Genomic DNA, 24,428 nt, shown 5'->3' on the forward strand with positions numbered 1-24,428 from the left:
TGCGATGCGCGCCCGGCCGTGTCGTTGGACACGGCAGGGCGCGCGCGTGGCTCACATCATGCCCGCCACGTCCAGCAGCGTCGCCACCAGCGCGGACGGGTCGCCGATCTCCGGCTGGAGACCGCGCGAGGCGAACCAGCCGGCGATGTTGCGGACGTCGCGGTCGAGGAACTCCACGCCGCGCGGGTTCGCGACGAGGTCGACCACCTGCGGCAGGTCGATCATGATCAGCCTGCCTTCGTGGACCATCAGGTTGAACGCGGACAGGTCGCCGTGCGTGAGGCCCGCCTCCGCGAGCGTCATCAGCGTGGCCACCAGCTGACGCCACAGGTCGAGCAGTTCGTCCTCGTCCGGACGCGTCTGCGCGAGCCGTGGTGCCGCGGTGCCCTCGTCGTCACCGATGAACTCCAGCAGCAGTTCGGTGCCACTGCGCTGCACCGGATACGGTACGGGCGCGCCGATCTGCCACAGCCTGGCGAGCGCGGCGAACTCCGCGACCGCCCACTGCTCCGCGATCAGGTTGCGCCCGAACGCGGTGCGGTTCTGGACAGCCCGCAGCTCGCGGGACTTCTTCATCTTGCGACCCTCCAGATACCCCGCGTCGCGGTGGAACATCCGGTGGTCGTTGCTGCGGTAGCGCTTGGCGGCGAGCAGGCACGCCTTCTCGCCCATCGCGCGCTCCAGCAGGAAGACGTCCGCTTCCTTGCCGGTCTTCACGATGCCCAGCTCGCGGTCGACCGCGGCGAGCTCGGTGACGAGCCAGCTCGGGTACGGCTTCGGCCCCTGCTCGGCGTCACCCCACGTCGACCAGCGATCGCCGTCCTCGGGGGTGTCCGCCGTGCTGAGCTGGTCCTCGCGCAGTCGCGAAACCCGCAGCTTTTCCTCTTCTGTCATGCGGCCGCGACGCGTCGGTTCCGCGTCGTCGGCGGTGCGCTTGCCGCGCTTTCCCATGCGCTGCTTGGTGTCAGCGCCGTCGAAAGTGGACTCGTAACGGTCGTAAAGATCGTGCTCGCGCACGGTGGGGTCTCCCGAAAGATGAAGGTGACCGCCCCACTGGCGCTCTGCGATCAAACGATGCTGATCAGGCGCGAAGGGCGGAGGGACGGGTCCTGCGGCCACGTCCGAAGACAGGCTCTGACATGTCGCACCTCCTCGTTCCCACACGCCGCACTTCGGCTGCGGTGAAGCTTGCCCGGTCGTCTCCCAGGCGCGCAACCGAATTAATCGGTGATCAGGTCCGCGGTCTTCTCGCCGGTCTGCACGACCTTGAGCCCGGCCTTCTGCGCGAGCCTGACCAGGCCTTTCAGGTCGCTCGGCTCCGCGCTCGTGGTCACCAGGGCACGCGCGAGCAGACCCTTGTGCGCCTTGTTGAAGTGGCTGACGACCTTGCCCTCGCTCGTGATCACCCGGACGACGACGGCGTGCGGGATCTTCGCGAGGCTCGAGTACGCACCGGACCGAAGGTCGACGACGAACTCGTCGGCGCTTTTGAAGACCGGCTCCAGCACCGGCTTCCACAGCGTGCGCAGACTGCCGTGCGACGGGAGCGTGCAGCCGCCGGACAGCCGGTACGCGGGCACCGGATCGCCGCCACGGATCGCGCCGAACAACGCCGACGCGACCGCGAGCCGCCGGTAGGCGCGTTCCTTCTCGGCCTTCTTGAGGGTGCCGAAGTCCAGGTTGTCGTAGAGGACGCCGGTGTAGCGCAGCAGTGCGGGCGTGGTCGCCGACGTGCGCAAAGCCGCGTTGCGCTCGACCTCGTCGAGCTGACGCTCGGAGATGTCGAGCGCCTTGAGGCTCGCCGGCACGTCGTTCGCCAGGTCCTCCAGTGCGGACACCAGCTTGTCCCGCACGGGGTTGAGCTCAGGGAACGACAGCGCGTCGAGATCGAGCGGCGCACCCTCGCCGCCGATCGCCTTGGTCTCCGACGGGGGAAGCAGCACCAGCACGGTTGGAAAGAGTAGGGCAACGCCGGAAAACCGCTGGACCTGCGTGCTGGCCTGGGAGGTGGACGCGCTCGATCGCCTGTACCGCTCGCTCGACGCACGGATGCGTACCGAGGACACGGATGCGTCCCGAGGACGTCGTCGTTCTCGTACTGGAGGCCCAGCTCTCGTTGACGTCCGCCGGACACCGGGCGATCGGGGTGGCGGCCGGGCGGCTCTAGTTCAGCGGTGGAACGCCCGGCTCGATCCTCCGGGTGGACGCCGGTTCGAGCCCGGCCCGCCGGTCACCCGTGCGGCACACCCCGCGACGCGCCACGGCGCCTGCACCGTCAGGTACGCGAGGCCGAGCGTGCCGCGCCACCCGCGCAGGATGGGTGCGGTGCCGGTCCACCTTCGCCCCGATCTCCGCCGCGCGCACCCAGCCCGAACGGACGCCGGATCGAACCCGGCCGCACACCGATGCAGCACACCCCGACGCGCTACGGCGCCTGCAACGTCAGATACGCCAGACCGAGCGTGCCGCGCCACCCGCGCAGGCGATGGGTGCGGTGCCGGTCCGCCTTCGCCCCGATCTCCGCCGCGCGCACCCAGCCCGAACGGACGCCGGATCGAACCCGGCCGCACACCCCCGCAGCACACCCCGACGCGCTACGGCGCCTGCAACGTCAGATACGCCAGACCGAGCATGCCCCGCCAGCCACGTAGGCGGTAGGTGCGGTGCCGGTCCGCCTTCGTCCTGACCTCCGCCGCGTGTTCCGAGTCCGGGTGGTCGCGCAGCCAGCGTTCCCACGCCAGCGCGTGGCCGTTCTCGAACACGTCCCACTCGTCGAGGTTCGCCTGTTCCACCGCGAGCAGGCGGTAGCCGTGCGCGTGGGCGAGGTCGACGAGATCGGCCAGCGAGCCGTACTGGTCGCGTGGGATCGGCATGGCGGCGAGTTGCTCGGCGGTCGGCTCGCGTTCCCAGAAACCCTCGCCCAGCAACAGCTTTCCGCGCGGACTGAGCAGATTCTTCGCTGCGGTGAGCGCGTTCGCCGTGTGCTGCAACGGGTCTCCACCCCACACCTGGCTGGCGCCGTTGACGATGATCGCGTCGGCCGGCGTGCGCGGCTGCCACCGTGCGACGTCGGCCACCTCCAGGCTGACCCGCTCCTCCAGGCCGCGTGCCTCGGCGGTGGCCTGGGCGTGCGCGATGGCCGTGGCGTCCAGGTCGACGCCCGAGCCGGTGGCGGTGGGCGCGGATTCGAGGGTGCGCAGGAGGAACTCCGCCCAGCCGCAGCCCACGTCGACGACGTGTGCGCCGTCGAGCGGGTGCAGGCTGTGGATCAGGCGGGTGGCCCGTTCCTCGGACAACGGGCCGTGGAACGTGAGGTCCTCGTGCAGTGGCGCGATCTCCGGTGTCGTCATCGCGATGCAGGATCGCGCCGGCGGTCTGGTCCGCACAACGCGTTATTCAGTTGTTGGGGTCATCACCTCCCCGTAGCTTCGATCGGCGTGGAACTCGTGTGGCGCGCGCTCACGACAGCGGACACCCCAGCGGTGGCCGCGCTCCACCACGCGGCTGAGGCGGTCGACGGCACCGGTGAGTCATTGTCCGAAGAGGACTTCGCCCGGTCGTTCGCCGAGACCGACCTGCCTGGCGGGTCGCTGGCTGTGCTCGTGGACGACGCGCTCGTGGCGTACGGCCTGGTCATGCCGCGCGACAATCCCGTTGGCACGCACCGCATTCGCCTGGACGGAACGGTGCACCCCGACTTCCGCCGCCACGGCATCGGGCGCGACCTGATGCTGCGCCTCGTCGCGCTGGCGCGTGAGTTGCACACCGCCCGCCACCCGGCCCTGCCGCTGGTGGCGAAGACCATGGTCGAGAGCCGCTCGGCAGGGCACGTGGCACTGGCCGAGTCGCTCGGCTTCAGCGCGGACCGCCACTTTTGCGAACTGGAGGTGGCACTGGGCGAGTCACTCGCCCAGGCGCCGATCCCGCCTGCCTATGAGATCGTGCCGTTCTCCGCAGCCCGCGACGAAGAGGTCCGGCTGGTGTACAACGCGGCGTTCGCGCAGCACTGGGATTGGGTCGAGCGCAGCCCGCAGGACTGGGCGGCGTCGTTCACCGGCAGCAAGCGGTTCGTTCCCCAGACCTCCTTTCTGGCGCTGCGGGACGGCGCCGTGATCGGTTTCGTGCTCTCGAGGCACTACCCGGTCGTCGAGGAGAGGACGGGCGTGCGCGAACTGTGGATCGGCGACGTCGGCACCCTGCGGGAGCACCGCGGGCGTGGCGTCGCCTCCGCCTTGCTGAGCCGGACGCTGACTCAGGCGAAGGCGCAGGGCTACCAGCGCGCGGCACTGTCCGTGGACACGGCCAACTCGACCCGTGCGCTCGGCGTGTACGAGCGCGCCGGGTTCGAGGTGAGGCGGACCTGGATCGACTACGGGTTGCCGGTCGGCTGGAGCTCTTCGCCTGCCTGACCGACACAGAACTCGTTGCCGTCCGGGTCGGCCAGCACCGACCAGACGAGGCCGGGGATGCTGTGCACCGCGACCTCCGTGGCACCGAGTCCGACGAGCCGCGCGACCTCGGCCTTGCGGTCCGGCACGTGCGAGTCGAAGTGGACGCGGTTCTTGCCCGGCGTGGCGTCCGGCACCTGCTGGAGGCCTAATGCCACGCCGTGCTCGGAGTTCGGCGCGAGAACGATGAACTCACCCCAGTCGCCCTGGACAGTGGTGTTCAGAGCGGCTGTCCAGAACTCAGCGAGCTTGCGCGCGTCGCCGGTGTCGATCGTGATCATGGCAATGGTCAGGGACATGCGACGGACGCTACTCAGGAGGTCTGACAATTCCGGTTTGCGCTGGTCAATGCCCGCCAAACCCACCGCCCGCGATTTCGGCGGCAGCGCAACCAGTACGCTGCTCCAACAGCCCGTGAACGAGGAGTACCCACCGTGATCACCAGGATGTCGTCGCTGTTCCTGCGCACGCTTCGCGAGGACCCGGCCGACGCCGAAGTGCCCAGCCACAAGCTGCTGGTGCGCGCCGGCTACGTCCGCCGCGTCGCGCCGGGCGGGTACTCCTGGCTGCCGCTGGGTCTGCGGGTGCTGCGCAACATCGAGGCCGTCATCCGCGAGGAGATGGACGCGTTCGGCGCGCAGGAGATCCAGTTCCCCGCGCTGCTGCCCAAGGAGCCCTACGAGGCCACCAACCGGTGGACGGAGTACGGCCCCAACATCTTCCGGCTCAAGGACCGCAAGGGCGCCGACTACCTGCTCGGCCCCACCCACGAGGAGCTGTTCACGCTCACCGTGAAAGGCGAGTACAGCTCGTACAAGGACTACCCGGTCACGCTGTACCAGATCCAGACCAAGTACCGCGACGAGGCGCGTCCCCGTGCGGGCATCCTGCGCGGCCGCGAGTTCCTGATGAAGGACTCGTACTCGTTCGACCTGACCGACGAGGGCCTGAGCAAGTCCTACCAGGACCACCGCGACGCCTACATCCGCATCTTCGACCGCCTCGGCCTGGAGTACGTGGTCGTGTCGGCGACGTCCGGCGCGATGGGCGGCTCGGCGTCCGAGGAGTTCCTGGCCGTCGCCGAGACGGGTGAGGACACGTTCGTCCGCAGCACTGAGTCGAGCTACGCGGCCAACGTCGAGGCCGTCACCACTCCCGCGCCCGCGGAGCAGTCGATCGACGACAAGCCCGCCGCGCAGGTGCACCACACGCCGAACACGCCCACCATCGAGTCGCTGGTCGACTTCCTCAACGCCAACACCGACCGCAAGTTCACCGCGGCCGACACGTTGAAGAACGTCCTGGTGAAGGTCAAGCAGCCCGGCAAGGACTGGGAGCTGCTCGCCATCGCCGTCCCCGGTGACCGCGAGGTCGACTTCAAGCGCCTCGAGGCCGCGCTGGAGCCCGCCGAGGTCGCGATGCTGGAGGAGTCGGACTTCGCCAAGAACTCGTTCCTGGTCAAGGGCTACATCGGCCCGGGAGCGCTGCAGGCCAACGGCGTCCGCTTCCTCGCCGACCCCCGCGTGGTCAAGGGCACGGCCTGGGTCACCGGCGCCGACAAGGCCGACCACCACGTCGTCGATCTGGTCGCGGGCCGTGACTTCACCCCGGACGGCGTCATCGACGTGGCCGAGGTCCGCGAGGGCGACCCGTCGCCCGACGGCAAGGGCGTGCTCGTCGCCGCGCGCGGCATCGAGATCGGCCACATCTTCCAGCTGGGCCGCAAGTACGCCGACGCGTTCTCGCTCGACGCCCTGGGCCCGGACTCCAAGCCCGTCCGCATCACCATGGGCTCCTACGGCATCGGCGTCTCGCGCCTCGTCGCGGCCATCGCCGAGCAGTCGCACGACGAGCGCGGCCTGATCTGGCCCCGCAACGTCGCGCCCGCCGACGTCCACGTGGTCATCGCGGGCAAGGACGAGACGCTCGTGGCCGCGGGCGAGGACTTCGCCAAGCAGCTCAGCGCGCGCGGCGTGAAGGTGCTGCTGGACGACCGCAAGGCGAGCCCCGGCGTGAAGTTCGCGGACGCCGAGCTCGTCGGCATCCCGACCATCCTGGTGATCGGCCGTGGCCTCAAGGACGGCACCGTCGAGGTCAAGGACCGTCGTTCCGGTGACCGCGTCGAGGTCCCGGTCGCCGAGGCGGTCGACCACCTGGTCGGTGTCGTCAAGGGCTGACAAGCGAAAGGCCGCTTCCCTCATAGAGAGGGGGAAGCGGCCTTTTCACGCCCAGGTCACTTCTTGGCCGCTGCCTTGAAGTTCCACTTCGCCAGGTCGCCCGAGCACGACGCCGCCGTCACCTTGCCCGACGCGTCCCGGTAGCACTTGGTGTTGTACTGCATGTCCGAGATGGTCTTGTTCGGGTTGATGGACCACTGCTGGGCCGGGCCGCCGTCGCACTTCTTCAGCAGCACCTTGCCCGAGGACAACGTGGTGCACAGCTGGGGCGAGCCCTGCTCCATGAAGGCGCCGTGGAACTTGAACTGCTGAGCCGCGGAGCCGTTGCAGACAGCGGTCGTGAGCTGGATGCCGGACACGCCGCCCTGGAGGCACTTGCCGGTCGAGACGTTCTTGTACTCGCCGTTGGTGGTCTTGGGCTTGGCGCCGCCGTAGCACTCGCCGGTCTGCGTGTTGAAGATCGGCGTCGGGTCCACGGTGAGGTTGGACGGCGGGTTGAGGATGGTCTCCTCCATCACCGGCTTGCCGTCGTCGTGGTAGTTGGTCAGCGCGTCTTCGCAGTCGATGGCGTTCATGGCGTTGCCACCCTTGCCGCCGATCCACGCGTCGAAGTGCCACAGCTTGGGGCCGCCGTTGGGGCCGTTGCCGTTCCAGTCCTGCTCACAGGAGGAGCAGGAGTCCTCCATGATGAAGTACTTCTTCACACGCGGGAAATAGATCTTCGTGCCCGGCTTGGCTTCCTTGCTGGACGTCGCGAACGTGATCGGGTCCGACCAGGTGCCCTTGCCGCCGGCCGTGTCGTGGATCTGCGGGTAGGCGATGTCACCGCCGGGTGGCGTGTTGTCGTACCAGCCGTAGAAGGTCCAGAAGACCTGTTGTGGAGCCGCGGCGGCCGGGGATGAAGCGAACAAACCGGACATCATCAGCAAAATACCTGCCGCCACAGACAGGGCGCGTTTCATGCGTGCCTCCGCAGGAACCGGTGGACTGAGGCGGCGTGAATGCAGAGTCCACCGGCCTGACGGCTTTTGTAAAGAAACTTATCTAACTATTTGCGGAAGCAATACCGGCGACAGGACCGACGACGATGATCGCCGGAGGACGAACTTCCCACCGCTTCACGTCGTCCGCCAAAGAGTCCAAAGTAGACCGGAAGACGCGCTGGGCTGCCGTGCTGCCCTCCTGGATCACGGCGACGGGCGTCGAGCCGGGGCGGCCTTCCATCAACGCCGTGGCGAACGCACCGGCTCGCTCGACGGCCATCATCAGCACGACGGTGCCCTGCAGGCGTGCGATCGCCGACCAGTCGACCAGAGAACGCGGGTCATCGGGTGCGACGTGACCAGAGACGACGACCACCTCGTGCGCCACGCCTCGGTGCGTCACCGGCACACCGGCCAGAGCCGGCACACCGAATGCCGACGTCACGCCCGGCACGACGGTCACCGGGATGCCCGCCTCGGCGCACGCCAGCAGCTCCTCGAAGCCGCGGCCGAAGACGTACGGATCGCCGCCCTTCAGCCGGACGACGAACTTGCCCTCCTTGGCGCGGTCGATCAGCGTCTGGTTGATGAACTCCTGCGTGGCCGCACGGCCGTACGGAATCTTCGCCGCGTCGACGACCTCGACGTGTGCCGGCAGTTCCTCCAGCAGCTCGCGGGGTGCCAGGCGGTCGGCGACGACCACGTCCGCGTGGGCCAGCAAACGCTTGCCCTTCACGGTGATCAGCTCGGCGTCGCCGGGACCGCCGCCCACCAGGGCGACGCCGACGGGCGGCGAGGCCTGGTCCGCGATTCGACCATCGCGCAAGGCCGCCACGAGTCCGTCGCGGACGGAGGCCGACCGACGGTGCTCGCCGCCCGCCAGTACACCGAGTACAAGGCCGTCGTGCGTGCCCACGGCCGGTGTCACGGCCGTGCCCTCGACGGCGATGTCCGCGCGCACGCAGAACACACGCTGAGACAGCGCCTCCTCGCCGATCTGCGTGTTCACCTCGACGTTGGAGGTGCAGGCCACCACGTACCACGCGCCCTCGACGTCACCGGGCTGGAAGCGCCGCTGGTGCCACGTCAGCTCCCCCGCGTCGACCATGCCCTGCACGGCGGGCGTGACGGACGGCGACACGAGTTCGACGGCGGCGCCGCTGGCGATCAGGCGGGGCAGGCGGCGCTGGGCGACCGTGCCTCCGCCGACCACGAGGACGCGCCGGCCCCGCAGGTCGAGGCCGGCCAGGTAGTGCTGTTCAAAGGGCATGCGTAGAAGCATCCACACCGGATCGGCCGTGTCCAGCCGAAGGGAACATGGTCACAGGCTCAGCAACTCGAAAGAGGTCGCCAGCACGCCGCCGAACCGCTGCCCCACGGCCTCCGCGGCGCCCCGCAGGAACCCCTCGGGATCCGCCATGTTGCCGCTCAGCGCAGCCAGATAGGCCTTATGCGCGCGCAGCGATGCCACCGAAGCGTCGAACGAGTCGGTGATGTCCACGGCGTGCGTTGCCAACGGTGAGGACGCCGCCGCCACGTACCGAACGCCATTCCACGGCTCGAGTCCCAGGTCCTGGAAGATCCATCGGTTGCCCGCGTCCCGCACGGCGTCCACGGCCGCGCGACCGACCGCGACGTGGTCCGACTGGTTCCACGACCCACCCGGCCAGGTCTCACGGAAGTTGCTGACGATCACGAACTCGGGCCGGTGCCGCCGGATCGCCGCCGCGATGTCCCGTCGCAACGGCATCCCGTACTCGATGAGGCCGTCCCGATGATCCAGGAACTCGACGTCGGAAACCCCCACTGCCGCGCACGACGCGATCTGCTCCTCGACCCGCAACGGCCCGCACACCGACGGTTCCATCGTGTCGATGCCGGCTTCGCCACGGCAGGCGAGCAGGTACGCGATGTTCTTGCCCTGGGCGGTCCAACGGGCGACGGCGCCCGAACCGCCGTACTCCATGTCATCGGGGTGAGCGACGACGACCAGCGCGTTCGACCAGTCCTCCGGCATCGCTTCCAGATCAGCCATGGGTGCAGCATAAGACCGCGCACCGAGTCCATTGTGGACTCGGTGCGCGGCTGTACCGGAGCTAGAGCTGGGCGTTGATGACCGAGTAGTAGGGAGCGATCCGGCCGTACACGCCGGGGTATTTCGGCGCCGCGCAGCCCTGGCCCCACGACGTGTCGCCGATGAGCTTGCCGCCGAACACCAGTGGGCCACCGGAGTCGCCCTGGCAGGTGTCGGTGCCACCCTGCGGGAAGCCCGCGCACACCATCGAGGTGTTGCTGTACTGCGAGTACGCGGACTTGCAGGTCGCGTCCGAGGTCAGCGGCACGTTGGCCTTGAGCAGGTAACGAGAGGCCGAGCCACCGGAGGACGTGGTGCCCCAGCCGAGGATCAGCGCCGAGTTGCCCGCCGCGTACAGCGCGGTGTCTGCGGGGGTGGCGAGCGGCAGGGTGGTCGAGTTGATGGAGCGGTCGAGCGTCAGCACGGCGACGTCGTAGCCGGCGGTCGCGGTGGTGTAGCTCGGGTGCACCCAGATCTTGGTCACGCTCGCGACCGTGCCCGCGGTGCTCTGCTTGTCGTCACGGCCGTGCACGACGCGCGTGCTGGCGGCCGAGCGGCCCTTCACGCAGTGCGCGGCGGTGACGACCTTGTTGGCCTTCACCAGCGTTCCACCGCAGAACTGCGATCCGGCGGTCGTCGCCAGGTAGACGACCCACGGGTAGGTCGAGGTGCTGGCCCTCGTGCCACCGACGATCATCGGTGACACGTCGTCGGCGTTCGCTGCAGGTGCGGTGAAGAAGATGCTCGCGAGAGCGGACACCACGACGGACACGATCAGGCGATGCAGGGTTTTCGCCATGTTGCCAGTCCTTCCCGATGACGCTGTGTGTGCAGGGGGTCGAGCGGCGGCACACACAGCGTCACGGGCATGGATTCGAACGCACAACCGCCACTAGTCGTTACGGGCGGTTTGACAGTTGACTAGGCGATGATTTTGCGTGCCTTGAACGCGGCCGCAACCGTGGCGGCATCTGCGTCACCGTAGAGCGCCTTGGCGGTCGCAACGGTCGCGTTCGCGGCCGCGGCGAAGTCGGTCGACGGCGAGTAGTTGAACTGCGCCTCCAGCACGATCTTCGCCGACTTCTCCCGGCCGAACGCCTTGTAGATGTCGAACAGCGCACGCGACCAGATCTCGCCGTCGTCGTGCACCTCGCCGGTCTTGTTGTCGATCGTCTTGTTGGTGTCCGTGCGGCGAATGCAGTGCGGCGTCGTGCTCGTGTAGGACGTCGAGTCCCAGTCCATGATGCACGCCAACGGGGTCGTGGTCGTGTCCTGCGAGTCGCGGGAGGACATGATCAACGCCCACCAGTCGCCGAAGCCCTCGCCGATCGCGCCGCCCTCCTCGGTCGAGCCGAAGCCCGGCACCTGGGCGTCCTGGATGGCATGTCCGAGCTCGTGCCACACGACCTCGAGGTCCTCGGCGTCGTCCACGCCACCGGTGCCGAAGGTGATCTGGTCCTTCGACGGGTCGTAGTACGAGTTGTCGGCGGTCTCACCGAGCGTGGTGATCTTCTGCGACTGGTTGTTGATGTTCGTGAAACCGAGGCTCTGGATGTACTTCTGCGCCTCGGTGACTCCCCAGTAGGCGTTGACCTGCTCGAACCGGATGTCGCTGCGGGTGTAGCTGAAGTTGTTCGTGGCGCTGTACGCGAGCTTCCTCTTTGTACCGACGATCTGCGCGTACGTGCCGACGAGGTTGCCGGATCCGTTCAGATTGGACAGCGTGACCGTCTTGTACGCGGCCGCGGGAACGGCCGAGTCGGCGTCGTTGTTGTCCTTGAGGCTTTCGTTCTGCTGCGACACAACGGGGTTCGGGCTGAACACCTCGCCGGTGCCGTCGGCGTGCTTGACGAGGCTTTCGTGCTTCACGACGTCGCCGGTCTCCGCGTGCACCAGCGTGCGCTCGGATCCCTTGCCGTTGTCGGAGATCACCTCGTAGACGAGTCCGGTGCCGGGCAACACCTTCAGGTTCGCGCCTTCGGGCACGCCGGCGGACTTGGTCTTGGCGTCCTCGGCGGTGACGGCCGGCGTCACGTCGACCGTGCCGACAGCGATCCGGCCGTCGTCGACGGTCTTCACGCCGGTCGCCTTGTCGACGTGCTCGACGTAGTAGGCGCCCAGCACGGGCTTGCCGTCGTACGTCTGCTCGTACCAGGTGTGCGTCGCGAGCAGGGAGTCTCGGACGGCCAGCAGGCGCAGGCCTTCCTTGGGTGCGGCCGCTTGGGCGCTGAACGTGAGCAACGACAGGGCAACGCCCGCAGCGCAGGCTGCCGCGACGAGACGACGGGATCTCATGTCGGTCTCCAGGACTCGGGCCCGCAGGGTGGGCCGTGTGCCTGGCGACGGTAATTCGACAAATCCTGAACGAAGACCCTACGAAAGGAGGAAATCCGTCAGTGTTCCCACACTCCGGGAACAACAATTACGTCGGCTTCGACCGGATTGTCCAGCGTTGGCCCGGTTCCGAAAGCGACGAACGCGACGGCGGCGCCGCGCGCGGCCAGTTCGGAGGCGCCCTCGTAACGGACCTCGGTACCGGAACGCAACAGAGATGAGACCGCGTCGATCGCCTCTGGCGTGCCGACGACGAACGCCGCGCGCCTGATCTCCGCCTCCGCGCGTGGTGTGCGTTCATCGGCCGCACCCGGCCCCAGCCCTACCAACGCGAGCCTGCCGCGCGGCAGCACCCGTGCCGCGGCCACGGTCACGTTGTCCCGCTTGAACTTCTCCGCGGCCAGCTCGATCGGGGCGCCGTGCCCGAGGGTCTGCGCGCCGCGCAACGCCGCCGCTTCCGCCACGCTGGCGGTGCCCATCGAGTTGCGCACCACCGAACTCGGGTTCGGCACCCCGATCTCGGCGAGCTCCTCGGTCGGGAACGTCAGCAGCTCCGCGGTGTCACCGTGCCAGAAACCCCAGTCCTCCACGGCATCCACGATGCCGGGCTCGTCCGCCTTGGCGGCGGCGGTCGCGAACGCCTTGACGGCGCGGAGATCCAGCCCGCCCTGCGCGTCCAGTTCCGCCAGCGCGGCGCCGACGCTCGTGGCCGACGCACCGCGCGTCGAGCCCACGCCGACGATGAGCGTGCGCGGCACGATCCGCAGCACGTTGTCCTTGGAACCGGCCGCGCGGTCGTCGATGACGATGATCCAGGTCGCGTCCTCGCCCGCCGCCACGACGTTGGGAGGCAGGGCGGGCAGCGGGAAGCCCAAGGGGTTGCGCAGCACGACCTTCTCGCCGGCCTCGATGGCCGCCGCGCACGCCTCGACGTCGCCGTCGGCGGTGGCGTCGAGCTGCTCGACGAGCTCGTCCAGCACCGAGTCGATCGACGGGCCGCCGGTCACCACGGGTGTGCGGTCGAGCGCATCGGCGACGTGCACGGCGAGCGCGTCGGCGTCACCGGCCAGTGCCACGACGAAGTGCTTGTCCACGCAGACCACGGCGGGGTCGGATCGCTTGTCCCGCAACAGGGGCGCGATCAGGCGGACCGCGGAACCGGCGTCCAGGAACAGCACGGCGCCGCCCAGCCGGGGCCACAGCCGGTGGAGGGCGGGCTTGACCGGGCCGTCCGGGACGACCGCGTCGGCACCCAGGAGGCCGGCGAGGTCGGCGGCGTCACCGCGTTGTGCCGCGCCCGCGAACACACCGATCACTTCTTGGTTCCCCACAACACAGTCACCGGCACGGCCGGAGCGAATCCCGTGTCGAGCAGGCGGGAGGCGGTCCAGTGCACGCCCTCCACCTCGTACCCGGCGGCCCGCAACGCATCCCTGGCAGGAACGATCTCGTCCACGCTCTCGGTCACGACCACGACCCGCCGGGCGTTCACGGCGGCGGACGCCTTCACCTCGGCCAGCTGACCGCGGCCCACGAACACCGCGTCCGGGCGCGGCAACGACGCCGTGTCCAGCTCGGCTTCCTCGACGCGGACGTCGACGCCGTGCGCCGACGCGTTCGCGATGATCCTCACGCACTGCACGGGATCCGGCTCCACCGCGATCACCGCGGCGCCCAGGCGCGCGCACTCCACGGCGACCGCACCGGAACCGGCCAGCACGTCCCACACCAGGGCGCCCGGCCGCGGGGCGAGCCTCGCCAGCACGAACGCGCGGACCTCGGCGCCGAGGACGTGTGAGCGGCTCGCGAAGGAGTCGTCCGGCAACGCCCAGCCGTCGTACGAGGTGAGGAACTCGTTGTCCGCCAGGCACAACACCGCGTCCGGCGCCGTCCAGCGCCTGGTCACGGCGTCGCGCGGGTCCACAGTGGTCAGCTCGCCGGAGTCCGACACCGTCAGCGTGCGGCGCCAGCCCGCGAGACCCGCACCGATCTCGGCGGGGCCGATGCCCTCGGACAGCTTGACGAGCACGGCGGAACGGGCGCGGCACACGTTGAGCGCGGGGCGCAGGCCGTCTGCCGCGTCGACGATCTCGACGGGGCGACCCGCTGCCTCCAGCAGCTTCTCCACTGACATCAGCTAGTAGGCCTCTTGGGTTTGCGGGCGGCGGGCTTCTTCTTGGCGGGCGTGGCCGTGGACGCGCGCACCGTCGTCGGATTCTTCTTCTCGGCCGCGACGACCGTCAGCTTCGGCTTCGACGCGGGTTCCTCGGCCGGCTTGCGCACCGACTGCTGTATTTCCTCGACCGCGGTCCACGCCGGGTTCGGCTCGGCCACCGGGGCCGAGGCCGGGGCGGCGAGGACCGGTTCGTCGGTTCGCGTCGCGATGCGCGTGGCGGCACGGCGCGACCAGCGGGTCGGGCGGGCGGCGCGGATCGGCTCGTCGACCGACGCCGTCGCCGAGGTCGAGACACGACGCGTGGGCGCCTTCACCGCGGTACCGACCAGGAACAGCGTCGGGCGGTACAGCTTGTGCTGCTTCACCACCGACTCCAGCTCTCCGACGGTGGTGTGCACGACCACTTCGTCGGCCTGGCTCACCTTGTACGCGACGACGGCCGGGGTATCCACCGAGTAGCCGCCCGCCAGCAGTTTTTCGACGAACTGGCCCGTGCGCGCGCCCGAGACCGTGGCGGCCATCGTGGTCTGCAGCGCGGCGAACTCGGCGACCAGCTCGCTGCTCTCCGGCGAGATCAGCACGGTCGACGACGCCTCGGTCTGCGTGATCTCACGGCCGATCCTGGCGGCAGCGGCGGCGACGACGGACACGCCGGGCACGACGTCGACCTCGAGGCCGAGGCGCACGCACAGGTCGTGCTGGTCCTGCACACCACCGCCGGTCGCGGCGTCACCCGCGTGCAGCCGGACGACCGTCTGCCGCGACGCGGCGGCACGGCGGTACACGTCCGTGATCTCCTCCTGCGTGACGCGCGAGAAGTCGACCAGCTCGGCGTCGGCGCGGGCGTGCTCGCGCACGCACTCGGCGTCGATCGCGCTGGGAGCCCAGATGACGACGTCGGCTTCCGCGATGCGGCGCGCGCCTCGGAGAGTGATGAGGTCGGCGGCGCCCGGACCGGCGCCGACGAAAGAAACCCGACCGGTCGTCGTCACGACAGCTCCACAGGGGTTCAGGCGAAGGCTTAGGCGAAGACCGTACCGTCTGCCGCCCCCACCACGAACGGGTGGCAGGCCCGCACGAACCGGGCTACGGCTTCCGGGTCACCGGCGGGGTGCGTGTGGAGGTACGACGCGTGCACTCCCCCTGCCACGAACCCCTCGGCGACGGGCCGGGAGTCGACGCCGCGCCAGTGCCACGCCGGTGGCGTGGAGTGCGGTGTGGACAGCTGGGTCCGGTGGAACTCGTGGCCGGTCACGCGGCTGCCGGGCAGGTGCAGCGGCGAGCCGGTGGACGCGACAGCGTCTCGGTAACCCAAGGTCAGCTTGGGCGTCATGAACCCGTCGGCGTCCAGCACGCCGCACATCGGGTGCCCGTCGAGCGATCGCGCGAGGTACAGCAGCCCGCCGCACTCCGCGTGGACCGGAGCACCCGATCGAGCGAACCGCGCCACCGCCTCGCGCAACTTCGCGTTGCCGGACAACGCTTCCGCGTGCTGCTCCGGGAATCCGCCCGGCAACACGAGGCCCGCGGTGTCCTTCGGAAGATTTTCATCATTCAGCGGATCGACGACGGCCACGGCCGCGCCCGCCGCCTTGAGCACCTCGACGTGTTCCGCGTAGCCGAACGTGAAGGCCGCTCCACCCGCCACTGCGATCAACGGCTCGTCGGCCACCGGTTCGACCTGGGGCTCCCACGCGGCAACGGCCATCGACGGCACCGACGACGCGAGCGCCCGCACCGCGTCGAGATCGACGTGCTTGGCCACGGCGGCGGCGATCGCGTCCACGGCGGCGACGGCTTCCGGGCCGTGCTCCGCCGCCGTGACGAGCCCCAAATGCCGTGAGGGCAAGGAGAACTGCGGATCGCGCGGCAGCACGCCGAGCACGTCGAGTCCGACCTCGTCGCACGCAGACCTGAGCACCTGCTCGTGCCGTTCCGACCCGACCTGGTTGAGGATCACGCCGCCAAGCCGGACCGTCGGGTCGTAGCCGCGGAAGCCGTGCAGCATCGCCGCGAGCGACCGGCTCTGCCCCCTGGCGTCCACGACGAACAGCACGGGGGCGTTGATCAGCTTGGCGACGTGCGCGGTCGAGCCGACGCCCGCGGTGTCGACGCGGCCGTCGAACAGGCCCATGACGCCTTCGACCACGGCGATGTCGCAGCCCTTGGCGCCGTGCGCGAACAGGCCGGGGATCCGGTGCTCGCCGACGAGGACCGGGTCGAGGTTGCGGCCCGGTCTGCCCGTCGCGAGCGAGTGGTAGCCGGGGTCGATGTAGTCGGGGCCGACCTTGAACGGCGCGACCCGCGACCCGGCTCGGCGCAACGCGGCCATGAGACCCGTCGCGACGGTGGTCTTGCCGCTGCCCGACGCCGGGGCGGCGACGACCAGCCTGTTCACCACTCGATCCCCCGCTGGCCCTTCTGCCCGGCGTCCATCGGGTGCTTGACCTTGGTCATCTCCACCACCAGGTCGGCGGCGTCGATCAACTGCTGCGGCGCGTACCGGCCGGTGATCACGACGTGCTGGTGGCCGGGCCGGTTGACCAGCGTGTCCACCACCTCGTCCACGTCGATCCAGCCCCAGTGCAGCGGGTAGGTGAACTCGTCGAGCACGTAGAAGCCGTGGCGTTCGGACTCGAGCCTGCGGGCGATCTCCTGCCAGCCTTCGAGCGCGGCCGCGGCGTGATCCTCCTCGGTGCCCTGCTTGCGGGACCAGGACCAGCCCTCGCCCATCTTGTGCCACTCGACCGCGCCGCCCTCGCCGGTCTCGTCGTGCAGCCGGCCGAGCGCCTTGAACGCGGACTCCTCGCCGACCTTCCACTTGGCGGACTTCACGAACTGGAACACGCCGATGTCCCAGCCCTGGTTCCAGCCGCGCAACGCCATGCCGAACGCCGACGTCGACTTCCCCTTCATCTCACCGGTGTGCAGCATGAGCAACGGCCGGTTGCGACGCTGCCGCGTCGTCAGGCCGTCCTTGGGCACCTCGGTGGGCTGTCCCTGTGGCACTTGGGTTTCTCCTTACGCGGCGCGGACGACGCCCGCGAGGTGGTCGGCGCTGAGCTGGTCGAGACGGACGCACGTGCCCTTCAACGCCTCGGCGACCTTCTGCGCCAGGCCGAGGCGGATGTGGCCCTGTTCGCAGTCGACGATCACGACGGCGGTCTGTTCGAGCAGGTTCGCCGCCTTCAGCGCGTCCTTCGTCGGGTCGCCGCCGAGTCCTGACGACGTGGCCCTGCCGTCGGTGAGGAGGACGACGAGCGGGCGCTTCCGCGGGTCGCGCAGCCGTTCGATCTCCAGGATCTTGTGCGCCTTGAGGATGCCGTCCGCGAGCGGAGTCCTGCCGCCGGTGCGCATCTTCTTGAGGCGGGTCGCGGCCGCGTCGACGGAAGTGGTCGGCGGCAAAGCGACTTCGGCGGTCCGGCCGCGGAACGTGATCACGCCGACCTTGTCCCGGCGCTGGTAGGCGTCGCGCAGGAGCGACACGACCGCGCCGCTCACCGCCGACATGCGCTGGCGTGCGGCCATCGAGCCCGAGGCGTCGACGACGAACAGGATGAGGTTGGACTCCTTGCCTTCCCTCACCGCCTTGCGCAGGTCCGCGGCGGTCAGCAGGAGCCCGGGACCACTGCGGCCGCGGGACTGCTGGTGCGGTGCCGCGTTGGTGAGGGTGTCGACGAGGTGCAGGCCGGCTCCATCCACTTTGGACGACCGGACGATCCGGCCGGTGCGGGCGCGGGCCCTGGAACGCTTGCCGGGCGCGCCTTCGCCGACGCCGGGAACCTCCAGCAGCCGCGCCTTGAACGCCGGTGCGGGTTCCGGGGCAGGGCGGTCGTTGGGCGCGTTCCCGTTGCCCGCCGGGCCTTCCTGCGGTTCGGGCAGCTCGCCGCCGCCGGGTCCGTCGTCGTCGGGGCCGTCGGGGCCGTCGGGTTCGTCGGCGTGCTCTGCCGCCTGGCGCATGGCGTCCTCGAGCTGCTGCTCCTCGATGCCGGGCTCGTCGAACGGGTCGCGGCGGCGCCGGTGCGGCAGGGCGAGCCGGACCGCGGTCTCGACGTCCAGCTCCTCGACCTGGGTCGCACCCCGCCACGCCGCGTGGGCCGTGGCGGCACGGGCGACGACGAGGTCCGCGCGCATGCCGTCGACCTCGAAAGCCGCGCACACGGCGGCGATCCGGCGCAGCTCACTGTCCGGAAGGGACACTTGCTTCAGGTTTCCGCGCGCGGTCGTGATCTGCTTCTTGAGGTTGGCGTCCTCTGTCTTCCACTTCGCGGCGAACGCCACGGGGTCGGCCTCGTAGGCGAGCCGGCGCCGGATCACCTCGGTGCGGACACCGACGTCCCGCGCCGCCTTGACCGCGACCGTGAGCCCGAACCGGTCGAGCAGCTGCGGCCGCAGCTCACCTTCCTCCGGGTTCATGGTGCCGACCAGCAGGAACTGCGACGGGTGCGACACGGAGACGCCTTCGCGTTCCACGTGCGCCCGCCCCATCGCGGCGGCGTCCAGCAGCAGGTCGACGAGGTGGTCGTGCAGCAGGTTGACCTCGTCGACGTAGAGCACGCCCCGGTGCGCCGCCGCCAGCAGACCCGGCTGGAACGCCCGCACGCCCTCGGTCAGCGCCTTCTCCAGGTCGAGCGACCCGACCAGCCGATCCTCGGTGGCCCCGACGGGCAACTCGACGAGCCGCGCGGGCCTGCGCTCACTGCCGTCGTGCGGCGCGTCTGGACAGTCGGTGGTGCCGGGAACGCAGCCGAACCGGCAGTGCTTCGAGACGTCCAGCTCGGGGAGGAGTGCGGCCAGGGCACGCACGATCGTCGACTTCGCGGTCCCCTTCTCGCCGCGGACGAGAACACCGCCGATGCCGGGATGCACGGCGTTCAGCAGCAGGGCCAGGCGGAGGTCGTCATGTCCGACGACAGCCGAAAAGGGGAACATGCTCCAGCGAGTCCTTCCTCGGGTGTCCACGCCCGTGTCCGGTCGAGTAAGAGGGGGACGAGTTCCTGACTCCCGGACTCGGTCCGGTCACAGTCGCGGGCACGGCGCCGGATTCACACCGGCTTCCTCGCGCTCCCCTCACAGCCACGGCATCGTCGCATTTCGCACCTGCCGGTCCAACAGCCAGGTGAGCGATCTCGCTCAGAGCAGGCTCTGGAACTCCTCCCAAGCCTCCCGCACCTCGTCCGCCGTCCACTCCAGCGCGGGCTCCGCCACCGTGATCTCCGTCTTCGCGAGCTGCCCGTCCCGCCAGAACCCGCCCAGGAACTTCCCGCTCACCTCGGTCAGCCGAGCCGGATCACCGGGCAGGTGCAACGCGAACTGGTGAGTGTGCGGCTCCGGCAACCCCATCGCCGCGGCCACGACCTTCGCGTGCTCGACATACGCCCCGAGCCGCGGTAACACCGTGTCCAGCCCGTGCAGCGCCGACAACGCCGCAGGCCACTGCTGGAACAGCATGCCGCCGTACCGGTGCCGCCACACGCGGGCCTGGTCGACGAAGTCCTGCGTGCCGGCGAGCGCCGCGCCGGAGATGCCCTCCAGCGACTTGTAGAACGACACGTACACCGAGTCGAAGAGCCCGGCGATCTCCTCCAGCGGCTTGCCGAGGCCGTGGGTGCTCTCCCACAGCCGGGCGCCGTCCAGGTGCACCACCGCGTCGCGTTCGCGGGCCAGGTCGACAAGCGTTGTCAGCTCGTCCCACGTCGGCAGGACGAAGCCGGCCTCGCGGTCCGGCACCTCGACCAGCAGCGTGCCGAACGGCTCCGGGCAGGTGCCCACCTCCGCGTTGCGGACCTTGATCGGGCGGAGGCAGGACAGGACCGCCAGCGCGTCGTCCTCGTGGTTCAGCGGGTGGGCCAGGGGGTGCATCGCCACGATCGGGTTGTGGGTGCGGTCCGCCCAGCAGCGCAACGCGATCTGTTGCGCCATGGTTCCCGTCGGCACGAACAGCGCCGCCTCGGTGCCCAGCAGCTGCGCGACCCGTGACTCCAGCGCGGCTACCGGGCCGCCCTCGCCGTAGCGGTCGGGGTCGACGTCCGGCACCGGGCCGAGCATCTCCAGCAGCGACTTCTTTCGGACTCCGGAAAGCTGACGGTTCAACACCCCGGCATCAAACCCCAGCCGACAGCGTGTCCGCGAGTGAGATAACGCCCGCGCGGATCTCGTCGGCGGTCATGCCCTGGTCGAGCAGGAACGCGATCTGTTCGCCGCGCAGCACCGCCAGCAGCGCATGGGCGTTGAAGGTCGAGCCGACCACGCGGGCCAGGCGGTCGACGGTGAGCTGGAAGTTGCCCTCGCAGCTGCGCACCGAGGTCCGTTCCACGGCGATGACCAGCGGCAACGACGCCAGCACGTGGTCGAACAGCTGGCCTGCGAACTCGCCCGCGGTGCGGAACTCCAGCGAGGCGGCCTGGTGCCACGACGCCGCTGTCGAGTCCACGACGGCCTGGATCAGGCCCGCCTTGTCGCCGAACCTGCGGAACACCGTGCCCTTCCCGACACCGGCCGAAGCCGCCACGTCGTCGATCGAGACGGCGTCGATGCCGCGTTCGCGGATCAGGTCGGTGGCGGCCGCCAGGAGCGCGGCTCGGTTGCGGGCGGCGTCGGCGCGTTCCACGTCTCTCCTTGACATAAGCGGACTGATGGTCCGTATAGTAGCAACCGGACCGACGGTCCGCTTATTGGGGAGGAAGACGATGAAGGCAGTGCGGTTCCACGAGTTCGGCGGGCCCGAGGTGCTCCGGGTCGAGGAGGTGCCGGATCCGGTCGGCGACACGCTCGTCGACGTCACCGCGATCGGGCTCAACTACGGCGAGACGGTCATCCGGCGCGGCAAGGGGCGCGAGCTCTTCCCCTGGTATCCGGGGCCGAGCCTGCCCGCGGTGCTGGGGTCGGAGGTCGTCGGCGTCACGGAGGACGGACGCCGGGTCATGGGCGTGCCGCGCGACGGTGCCTACGCGACGAAGGCCGTCATCGAGAACCCGATCGACCTTCCCGACGACGTCAGCGACCACGAGGCGCTCGCGCTGCTGTTACAAGGGACCACCGCGGTCGCCGCCACCAAGGCGGTGCGCATCCAGCCCGGTGATCGTGTGCTGGTGGAGGCTGCGTCCGGCGGCGTCGGAAGCCTGCTCGTGCAGCTCGCGGAACGGGCGGGAGCGACGGTGCTGCAGGCGTCCAGCAAGGGCGGCATCGGCTACGACTGGGACGGCCTGGAGCCGGTGGACGTGGTGTTCGAGTCGATCGGCGGTGAGGTCGGGAAGCGCGCGTTCGAGCTGCTCAAGGACGGCGTGGGACGGATGGTCGTGTTCGGGTACGCCAGCGGTGAGCCGTTGGGCGTCACGGCGAGCGACATCTTCCGCAAGGGCGTGGCGGTCATGGGTCTGCCGCAGAACACCACGCCGGAGGAGGTGCTCGGGATGGGCCTGAAGCCGGTGCTCGGTGACGTCTACAAGCTCGACGAGATCGCGGAAGCACACAGTGCACTCGAAGCCCGCACCACGAAGGGCAAGCTCATCGCTCGACCATGACGGACTTCGGGGCACGGAACGAGAGCAACTGAAGCCACTCCGACGAGCCCACCAGCCGCAGCGAAGGCTCGTGGGCGGCAACGGTCCGCAGCACCACCGCCGCCTCCAGTCGCGCCAGCCCGGCGCCGAGGCAGAAATGCCGGCCGTAGCCGAAAGCCAGGTGCCGCGGGTCGCTTTCCTTGCCGCTCAACAACAACACGAGCTCGGCACCGGCAGGCACGCGCACCCCGGACAGCACCACCTCGCGGGCGGTCAACCGTCGCCACGTCACGACGGGCGTGTCGGTCCGCAGCACGTCCTCGACGAACGACCCGGCGACGCCGGGCTCGGGCAGCCGCGCCCACAACGCACGGTCCTGCAACGCTCGGCGCAGCGCCGTGGACAGCAGCTGGGTCGTCGTCTCCTGGCCCGCGATCAGCAGGAAGTAGCAGAGGCCCGCGGAGTCCTCAGCGGACACGCCGGCGTCGGCGAGCGCGCAGAACAGCTCGCCGTCCCGCGCGTGGTAGCGCTTGACCAGCCACTGGTGGAAGTCGCCGACGTCGTCGACCAGCTCCAGCTGTCGTTCGCGGGAGATGTCGCCCCAGAAGAACTCCAGAGACCCTGAGCTCCACCGCTTCAACGTCGGGATGTCGACGTTCTCCAGCCCGAGCAGCTCCATCAGCACGATCGCCGGCAGATCCCACGCCAACGAGCAAACAAGATCATTTTGGCTGAGATCTGAGCCACCCAACCGTTCCAGAACGAGGGCACGGATGCGAGGCTCCGCAGCGGCGACGCGGGCGGGTGTGAAGAACGACGCGACCAGCCGCCGCAGGCCCGCGTGCGATGCAGATCCGTTGTTCGCGAGCGTCGGCGGCAGGGAGAACCTGGCCCTCACCAGGGCGCGCAGAGCCGCGGGTGCGACCGGGGTGACGGCGGTCAGTGCGTTGTCGGGCAGATAGGTGACGGGATCTGCCAGCACCGCGCGGACGTCGTCGTAATCCGAGACCACCCAGCGGCCGTCGCAGAACTGCACCGGCGAGGTGAGTTCGGTACGCGTGAAGGTGAACAGGTCCACGGGCGGCACGCTAGTCGGCGGATGGGAGACTCAGGCGGTGACCGTGAGCACAACTGAGGCGATGACCAGTGGTGAGTCGACGTTCGACTGGATCGACGTCCGCTCCGAAGCGCGCGCCAAGGCCGGTCTGACCCGGCGGGTGCGGCCGCGCCAGGCGGACTCGACGGACCTCGACCTCGCCGGCAACGACTACCTGGGCCTCGCCAAGGACAAGCGCGTCGCGGGTGCCGCGGCCGCCGCCACGCTCAAGTGGGGCGCGGGCTCGACGGGCTCACGCCTGGTCACGGGTTCGACCGAGCTGCACGCCGAGCTGGAGTACGAGCTCGCGAACTTCTGCGGTGCGCAGTCGGCACTGGTGTTCAGCAGCGGGTACGCGGCGAACCTCGGCGCGGTCACGGCGCTCACCGGGCCCGGCACGGCGATCGTGGCGGACCAGCACATCCACGCCTCGCTGATCGACGGCACGCGGCTGTCCAAAGCGGACGTCGTCGTCGCGGACCACTGCGACGTCGGCAAGGTCCGGCACGCGCTCGAAACCCGCGGCAAGCGGCGCGCGATCGTGCTCACCGACTCGGTCTTCAGCGTCGACGGCGACATCGCGCCGCTCAACGAACTCCACGAGGCGTGCCGCGCGACCGGCGCCGCGCTCGTGGTCGACGACGCGCACGGCCTCGGCGTGGTCGGTCCCGGCGGCCGGGGTGCGGTCGCCGAAGCGGGCATCATCAAGGCGCCGGACGTGATCACGACGCTGACGCTGAGCAAGTCGCTCGGCGCGCAGGGCGGTGCGGTGCTCGGCCCGAGCCGGGTGATCAAGCATCTGATCGACACCGCGCGCACGTTCATCTTCGACACCGGCCTCGCGCCGAGCAGCGCGGCGGCGGCGCTGGCCGCCATCAAGATCCTGCGCGAGGAGCCGGATCGTCCCGAACGGGCGCTGACCGTGGCGCACGAGCTGAGCAACCGCTTGAAGGAAGCCGGGTTCCAGGTCAGCACGCCCGCGGCAGCCGTCGTGAGCGTCAGGGCACCTGGCCCGGAGCAGGCGTTCCGGTGGGCCGAGAGCTGCCGCGCCAACGGCGTGGTCGTCGGGTGCTTCCGCCCACCGTCGGTGCCGGATCAGATCAGCAGGCTGCGCCTCACCGCGCGTGCCGATCTGACCGAGGCCGACATCGAGCGCGCGGTGCGCGTGATCAGGGAGTGCGCCGCATCCGCAGGTGTGGAATCCCGTCCTCGATGAACTCTGCCCCTTCGGCCACGAAGCCGAACGACGCGTAGAAGTCCGCCACGTACGTCTGCGCGTCGAGCACGCACGGCGTGTTGCCGACGTCGACCAATGCGGCGTGCATGAGCCTGCGGCTGAACCCGCGGCCGCGGGCCATGCGTGCGGTGACGACGCGTCCGATGCGGAACGTGCCGTCGGGCTCCTCGAGCAGCCGCAGGTACGCGAGCGGGTCGGGCGATCCATCAGCTTCCAGCCAGAAGTGCCGGGTCCCCTGTTCGAGGTCGCGGCCGTCGACGTCGCAGTAGATGGAGTTCTGCTCCACCACGAACACGTCCTGACGCAGCCGCAGGATCGCGTAGAGCTGGGCGGGGCTCAGGTCGAGTCCCCACTGTCGCCGCAGGGTGGCGGGAAACGGTGTGGTTCGCACCGGACCTTGG

The 24,428-nt window shown here is 69.8% G+C and carries 24 protein-coding genes, 1 tRNA gene and 1 riboswitch; of the genes, 5 read left to right on the forward strand and 20 right to left on the reverse strand.

Annotated elements, in window-relative coordinates; genetic code table 11:
* Positions 1–51: 51 nt before the first annotated feature.
* Positions 52–1,017 carry a serine protein kinase RIO gene (locus tag JOD27_RS18935; RefSeq protein ID WP_372441709.1) on the reverse strand — a complete coding sequence of 322 codons (966 nt, stop codon included), beginning with the start codon at positions 1,015–1,017 and terminating at the stop codon, positions 52–54.
* A gap of 203 nt (positions 1,018–1,220) precedes the next feature.
* Positions 1,221–1,949 carry a peroxide stress protein YaaA gene (yaaA, locus tag JOD27_RS18940; RefSeq protein ID WP_204763560.1) on the reverse strand — a complete coding sequence of 243 codons (729 nt, stop codon included), beginning with the start codon at positions 1,947–1,949 and terminating at the stop codon, positions 1,221–1,223.
* A gap of 205 nt (positions 1,950–2,154) precedes the next feature.
* On the opposite strand from yaaA, the gene JOD27_RS18945 reads away from it, so the two are divergent.
* Positions 2,155–2,231 (forward strand) — tRNA-OTHER (locus JOD27_RS18945).
* 194 nt (positions 2,232–2,425) lie between these two features.
* On the opposite strand, the gene JOD27_RS18950 is transcribed toward JOD27_RS18945, so the two are convergent.
* Together JOD27_RS18950 and JOD27_RS18955 are read right to left on the reverse strand one after the other, a co-directional pair.
* A complete protein-coding gene (locus JOD27_RS18950; protein WP_204763561.1) occupies positions 2,426–2,572 on the reverse strand; it encodes a hypothetical protein in 147 nt (48 codons plus the stop codon).
* Between the two features lie 22 nt (positions 2,573–2,594).
* Positions 2,595–3,350 carry an SAM-dependent methyltransferase gene (locus tag JOD27_RS18955; protein ID WP_204763562.1) on the reverse strand — a complete coding sequence of 252 codons (756 nt, stop codon included), beginning with the start codon at positions 3,348–3,350 and terminating at the stop codon, positions 2,595–2,597.
* A gap of 87 nt (positions 3,351–3,437) precedes the next feature.
* Between JOD27_RS18955 and JOD27_RS18960 the strand changes: the two genes are divergently transcribed.
* On the forward strand, positions 3,438–4,409 hold the full coding sequence (locus tag JOD27_RS18960; RefSeq protein WP_204763563.1) for a GNAT family N-acetyltransferase: 972 nt from the start codon (positions 3,438–3,440) through the stop codon (positions 4,407–4,409).
* On the opposite strand, the gene JOD27_RS18965 is transcribed toward JOD27_RS18960, so the two are convergent.
* Positions 4,370–4,747, reverse strand: a complete 378-nt coding sequence (locus JOD27_RS18965) for a VOC family protein (protein WP_204763564.1) — start codon at positions 4,745–4,747, stop codon at positions 4,370–4,372. The genes JOD27_RS18960 and JOD27_RS18965 overlap by 40 nt on opposite strands.
* A 135-nt stretch (positions 4,748–4,882) precedes the next feature.
* On the opposite strand from JOD27_RS18965, the gene JOD27_RS18970 reads away from it, so the two are divergent.
* Positions 4,883–6,625: a proline--tRNA ligase gene (locus JOD27_RS18970; RefSeq protein WP_204763565.1), complete on the forward strand. Its 1,743-nt coding sequence runs from the start codon at positions 4,883–4,885 to the stop codon at positions 6,623–6,625.
* A gap of 56 nt (positions 6,626–6,681) precedes the next feature.
* Here the strand turns inward: JOD27_RS18970 and JOD27_RS18975 are convergent, their stop codons facing one another.
* The 13 genes from JOD27_RS18975 to JOD27_RS19035 form a co-directional block, all read right to left on the reverse strand.
* Positions 6,682–7,587 (reverse strand): ricin-type beta-trefoil lectin domain protein, encoded by a 906-nt coding sequence (locus tag JOD27_RS18975; RefSeq protein WP_204763566.1) that lies wholly within the window; start codon positions 7,585–7,587, stop codon positions 6,682–6,684.
* An 82-nt stretch (positions 7,588–7,669) separates the two neighbouring features.
* The gene (gene cobA, locus JOD27_RS18980) at positions 7,670–8,878 is read right to left on the reverse strand and encodes a uroporphyrinogen-III C-methyltransferase (protein ID WP_204763567.1); all 1,209 of its coding nucleotides are present in this window, start codon (positions 8,876–8,878) and stop codon (positions 7,670–7,672) included.
* A gap of 51 nt (positions 8,879–8,929) precedes the next feature.
* Complete coding sequence (locus tag JOD27_RS18985) at positions 8,930–9,643, reverse strand: PIG-L deacetylase family protein (protein ID WP_204763568.1); 714 nt, start codon at positions 9,641–9,643, stop codon at positions 8,930–8,932.
* A gap of 61 nt (positions 9,644–9,704) precedes the next feature.
* Entirely contained in the window at positions 9,705–10,481 is a 777-nt protein-coding gene (locus JOD27_RS18990; RefSeq protein WP_204763569.1) for a S1 family peptidase, read from the reverse strand.
* A 122-nt stretch (positions 10,482–10,603) separates the two neighbouring features.
* Complete coding sequence (locus JOD27_RS18995) at positions 10,604–11,977, reverse strand: M4 family metallopeptidase (RefSeq protein ID WP_204763570.1); 1,374 nt, start codon at positions 11,975–11,977, stop codon at positions 10,604–10,606.
* Positions 11,978–12,075: 98 nt separating this feature from the next.
* Entirely contained in the window at positions 12,076–13,332 is a 1,257-nt protein-coding gene (locus tag JOD27_RS19000) for a cobalamin biosynthesis protein (protein ID WP_204763571.1), read from the reverse strand.
* A complete protein-coding gene (locus JOD27_RS19005) occupies positions 13,329–14,144 on the reverse strand; it encodes a hypothetical protein (protein WP_204763572.1) in 816 nt (271 codons plus the stop codon). The genes JOD27_RS19000 and JOD27_RS19005 overlap by 4 nt, the downstream gene beginning before the upstream one ends.
* 5 nt (positions 14,145–14,149) lie before the next feature.
* Positions 14,150–15,184 (reverse strand): cobalt-precorrin-4/precorrin-4 C(11)-methyltransferase, encoded by a 1,035-nt coding sequence (locus JOD27_RS19010; RefSeq protein WP_204763573.1) that lies wholly within the window; start codon positions 15,182–15,184, stop codon positions 14,150–14,152.
* Positions 15,185–15,213: 29 nt separating this feature from the next.
* Complete coding sequence (locus JOD27_RS19015; protein WP_204763574.1) at positions 15,214–16,590, reverse strand: cobyrinic acid a,c-diamide synthase CobB; 1,377 nt, start codon at positions 16,588–16,590, stop codon at positions 15,214–15,216.
* Complete coding sequence (gene cobO / locus JOD27_RS19020) at positions 16,587–17,201, reverse strand: cob(I)yrinic acid a,c-diamide adenosyltransferase (protein WP_204763575.1); 615 nt, start codon at positions 17,199–17,201, stop codon at positions 16,587–16,589. The genes JOD27_RS19015 and cobO overlap by 4 nt, the downstream gene beginning before the upstream one ends.
* 12 nt (positions 17,202–17,213) lie before the next feature.
* Positions 17,214–19,124: a putative cobaltochelatase gene (locus JOD27_RS19025; RefSeq protein ID WP_204763576.1), complete on the reverse strand. Its 1,911-nt coding sequence runs from the start codon at positions 19,122–19,124 to the stop codon at positions 17,214–17,216.
* A gap of 39 nt (positions 19,125–19,163) precedes the next feature.
* Positions 19,164–19,296: riboswitch (cobalamin riboswitch) on the reverse strand.
* Between the two features lie 29 nt (positions 19,297–19,325).
* Entirely contained in the window at positions 19,326–20,288 is a 963-nt protein-coding gene (locus JOD27_RS19030) for a threonine aldolase family protein (protein WP_204763577.1), read from the reverse strand.
* Positions 20,289–20,295: 7 nt separating this feature from the next.
* Positions 20,296–20,802, reverse strand: coding sequence for a TetR/AcrR family transcriptional regulator (locus JOD27_RS19035; RefSeq protein ID WP_307830205.1), 507 nt, complete (start codon positions 20,800–20,802; stop codon positions 20,296–20,298).
* Between the two features lie 79 nt (positions 20,803–20,881).
* Between JOD27_RS19035 and JOD27_RS19040 the strand changes: the two genes are divergently transcribed.
* Positions 20,882–21,715 carry a quinone oxidoreductase family protein gene (locus JOD27_RS19040; protein ID WP_204763579.1) on the forward strand — a complete coding sequence of 278 codons (834 nt, stop codon included), beginning with the start codon at positions 20,882–20,884 and terminating at the stop codon, positions 21,713–21,715.
* On the opposite strand, the gene JOD27_RS19045 is transcribed toward JOD27_RS19040, so the two are convergent.
* On the reverse strand, positions 21,699–22,772 hold the full coding sequence (locus JOD27_RS19045; protein ID WP_204763580.1) for a cytochrome P450 family protein: 1,074 nt from the start codon (positions 22,770–22,772) through the stop codon (positions 21,699–21,701). The genes JOD27_RS19040 and JOD27_RS19045 overlap by 17 nt on opposite strands.
* Before the next feature lie 61 nt (positions 22,773–22,833).
* On the opposite strand from JOD27_RS19045, the gene JOD27_RS19050 reads away from it, so the two are divergent.
* Complete coding sequence (locus JOD27_RS19050; RefSeq protein WP_204763995.1) at positions 22,834–24,006, forward strand: 8-amino-7-oxononanoate synthase; 1,173 nt, start codon at positions 22,834–22,836, stop codon at positions 24,004–24,006.
* Here the strand turns inward: JOD27_RS19050 and JOD27_RS19055 are convergent.
* On the reverse strand, positions 23,960–24,418 hold the full coding sequence (locus JOD27_RS19055; RefSeq protein ID WP_307830206.1) for a GNAT family N-acetyltransferase: 459 nt from the start codon (positions 24,416–24,418) through the stop codon (positions 23,960–23,962). The genes JOD27_RS19050 and JOD27_RS19055 overlap by 47 nt on opposite strands.
* Positions 24,419–24,428 lie beyond the last annotated feature (10 nt).

This window comes from Lentzea nigeriaca (genome assembly GCF_016907955.1).
In the GTDB taxonomy this organism is placed as follows: domain Bacteria; phylum Actinomycetota; class Actinomycetes; order Mycobacteriales; family Pseudonocardiaceae; genus Lentzea; species Lentzea nigeriaca.

Bases quoted from the DNA above. Each gene is read 5' to 3' on its own strand.
- JOD27_RS18965 (WP_204763564.1), bottom strand. From the start codon at position 4,747: ATGTCCCTGACCATTGCCATGATCACGATCGACACCGGCGACGCGCGC.
- JOD27_RS18995 (WP_204763570.1), bottom strand. From the start codon at position 11,977: ATGAGATCCCGTCGTCTCGTCGCGGCAGCCTGCGCTGCGGGCGTTGCC.
- JOD27_RS19025 (WP_204763576.1), bottom strand. From the start codon at position 19,124: ATGTTCCCCTTTTCGGCTGTCGTCGGACATGACGACCTCCGCCTGGCC.
- cobA (WP_204763567.1), bottom strand. From the start codon at position 8,878: ATGCCCTTTGAACAGCACTACCTGGCCGGCCTCGACCTGCGGGGCCGG.
- JOD27_RS18985 (WP_204763568.1), bottom strand. From the start codon at position 9,643: ATGGCTGATCTGGAAGCGATGCCGGAGGACTGGTCGAACGCGCTGGTC.
- JOD27_RS19050 (WP_204763995.1), top strand. From the start codon at position 22,834: ATGACCAGTGGTGAGTCGACGTTCGACTGGATCGACGTCCGCTCCGAA.
- JOD27_RS19040 (WP_204763579.1), top strand. From the start codon at position 20,882: ATGAAGGCAGTGCGGTTCCACGAGTTCGGCGGGCCCGAGGTGCTCCGG.
- JOD27_RS18990 (WP_204763569.1), bottom strand. From the start codon at position 10,481: ATGGCGAAAACCCTGCATCGCCTGATCGTGTCCGTCGTGGTGTCCGCT.
- JOD27_RS18955 (WP_204763562.1), bottom strand. From the start codon at position 3,350: ATGACGACACCGGAGATCGCGCCACTGCACGAGGACCTCACGTTCCAC.
- JOD27_RS18975 (WP_204763566.1), bottom strand. From the start codon at position 7,587: ATGAAACGCGCCCTGTCTGTGGCGGCAGGTATTTTGCTGATGATGTCC.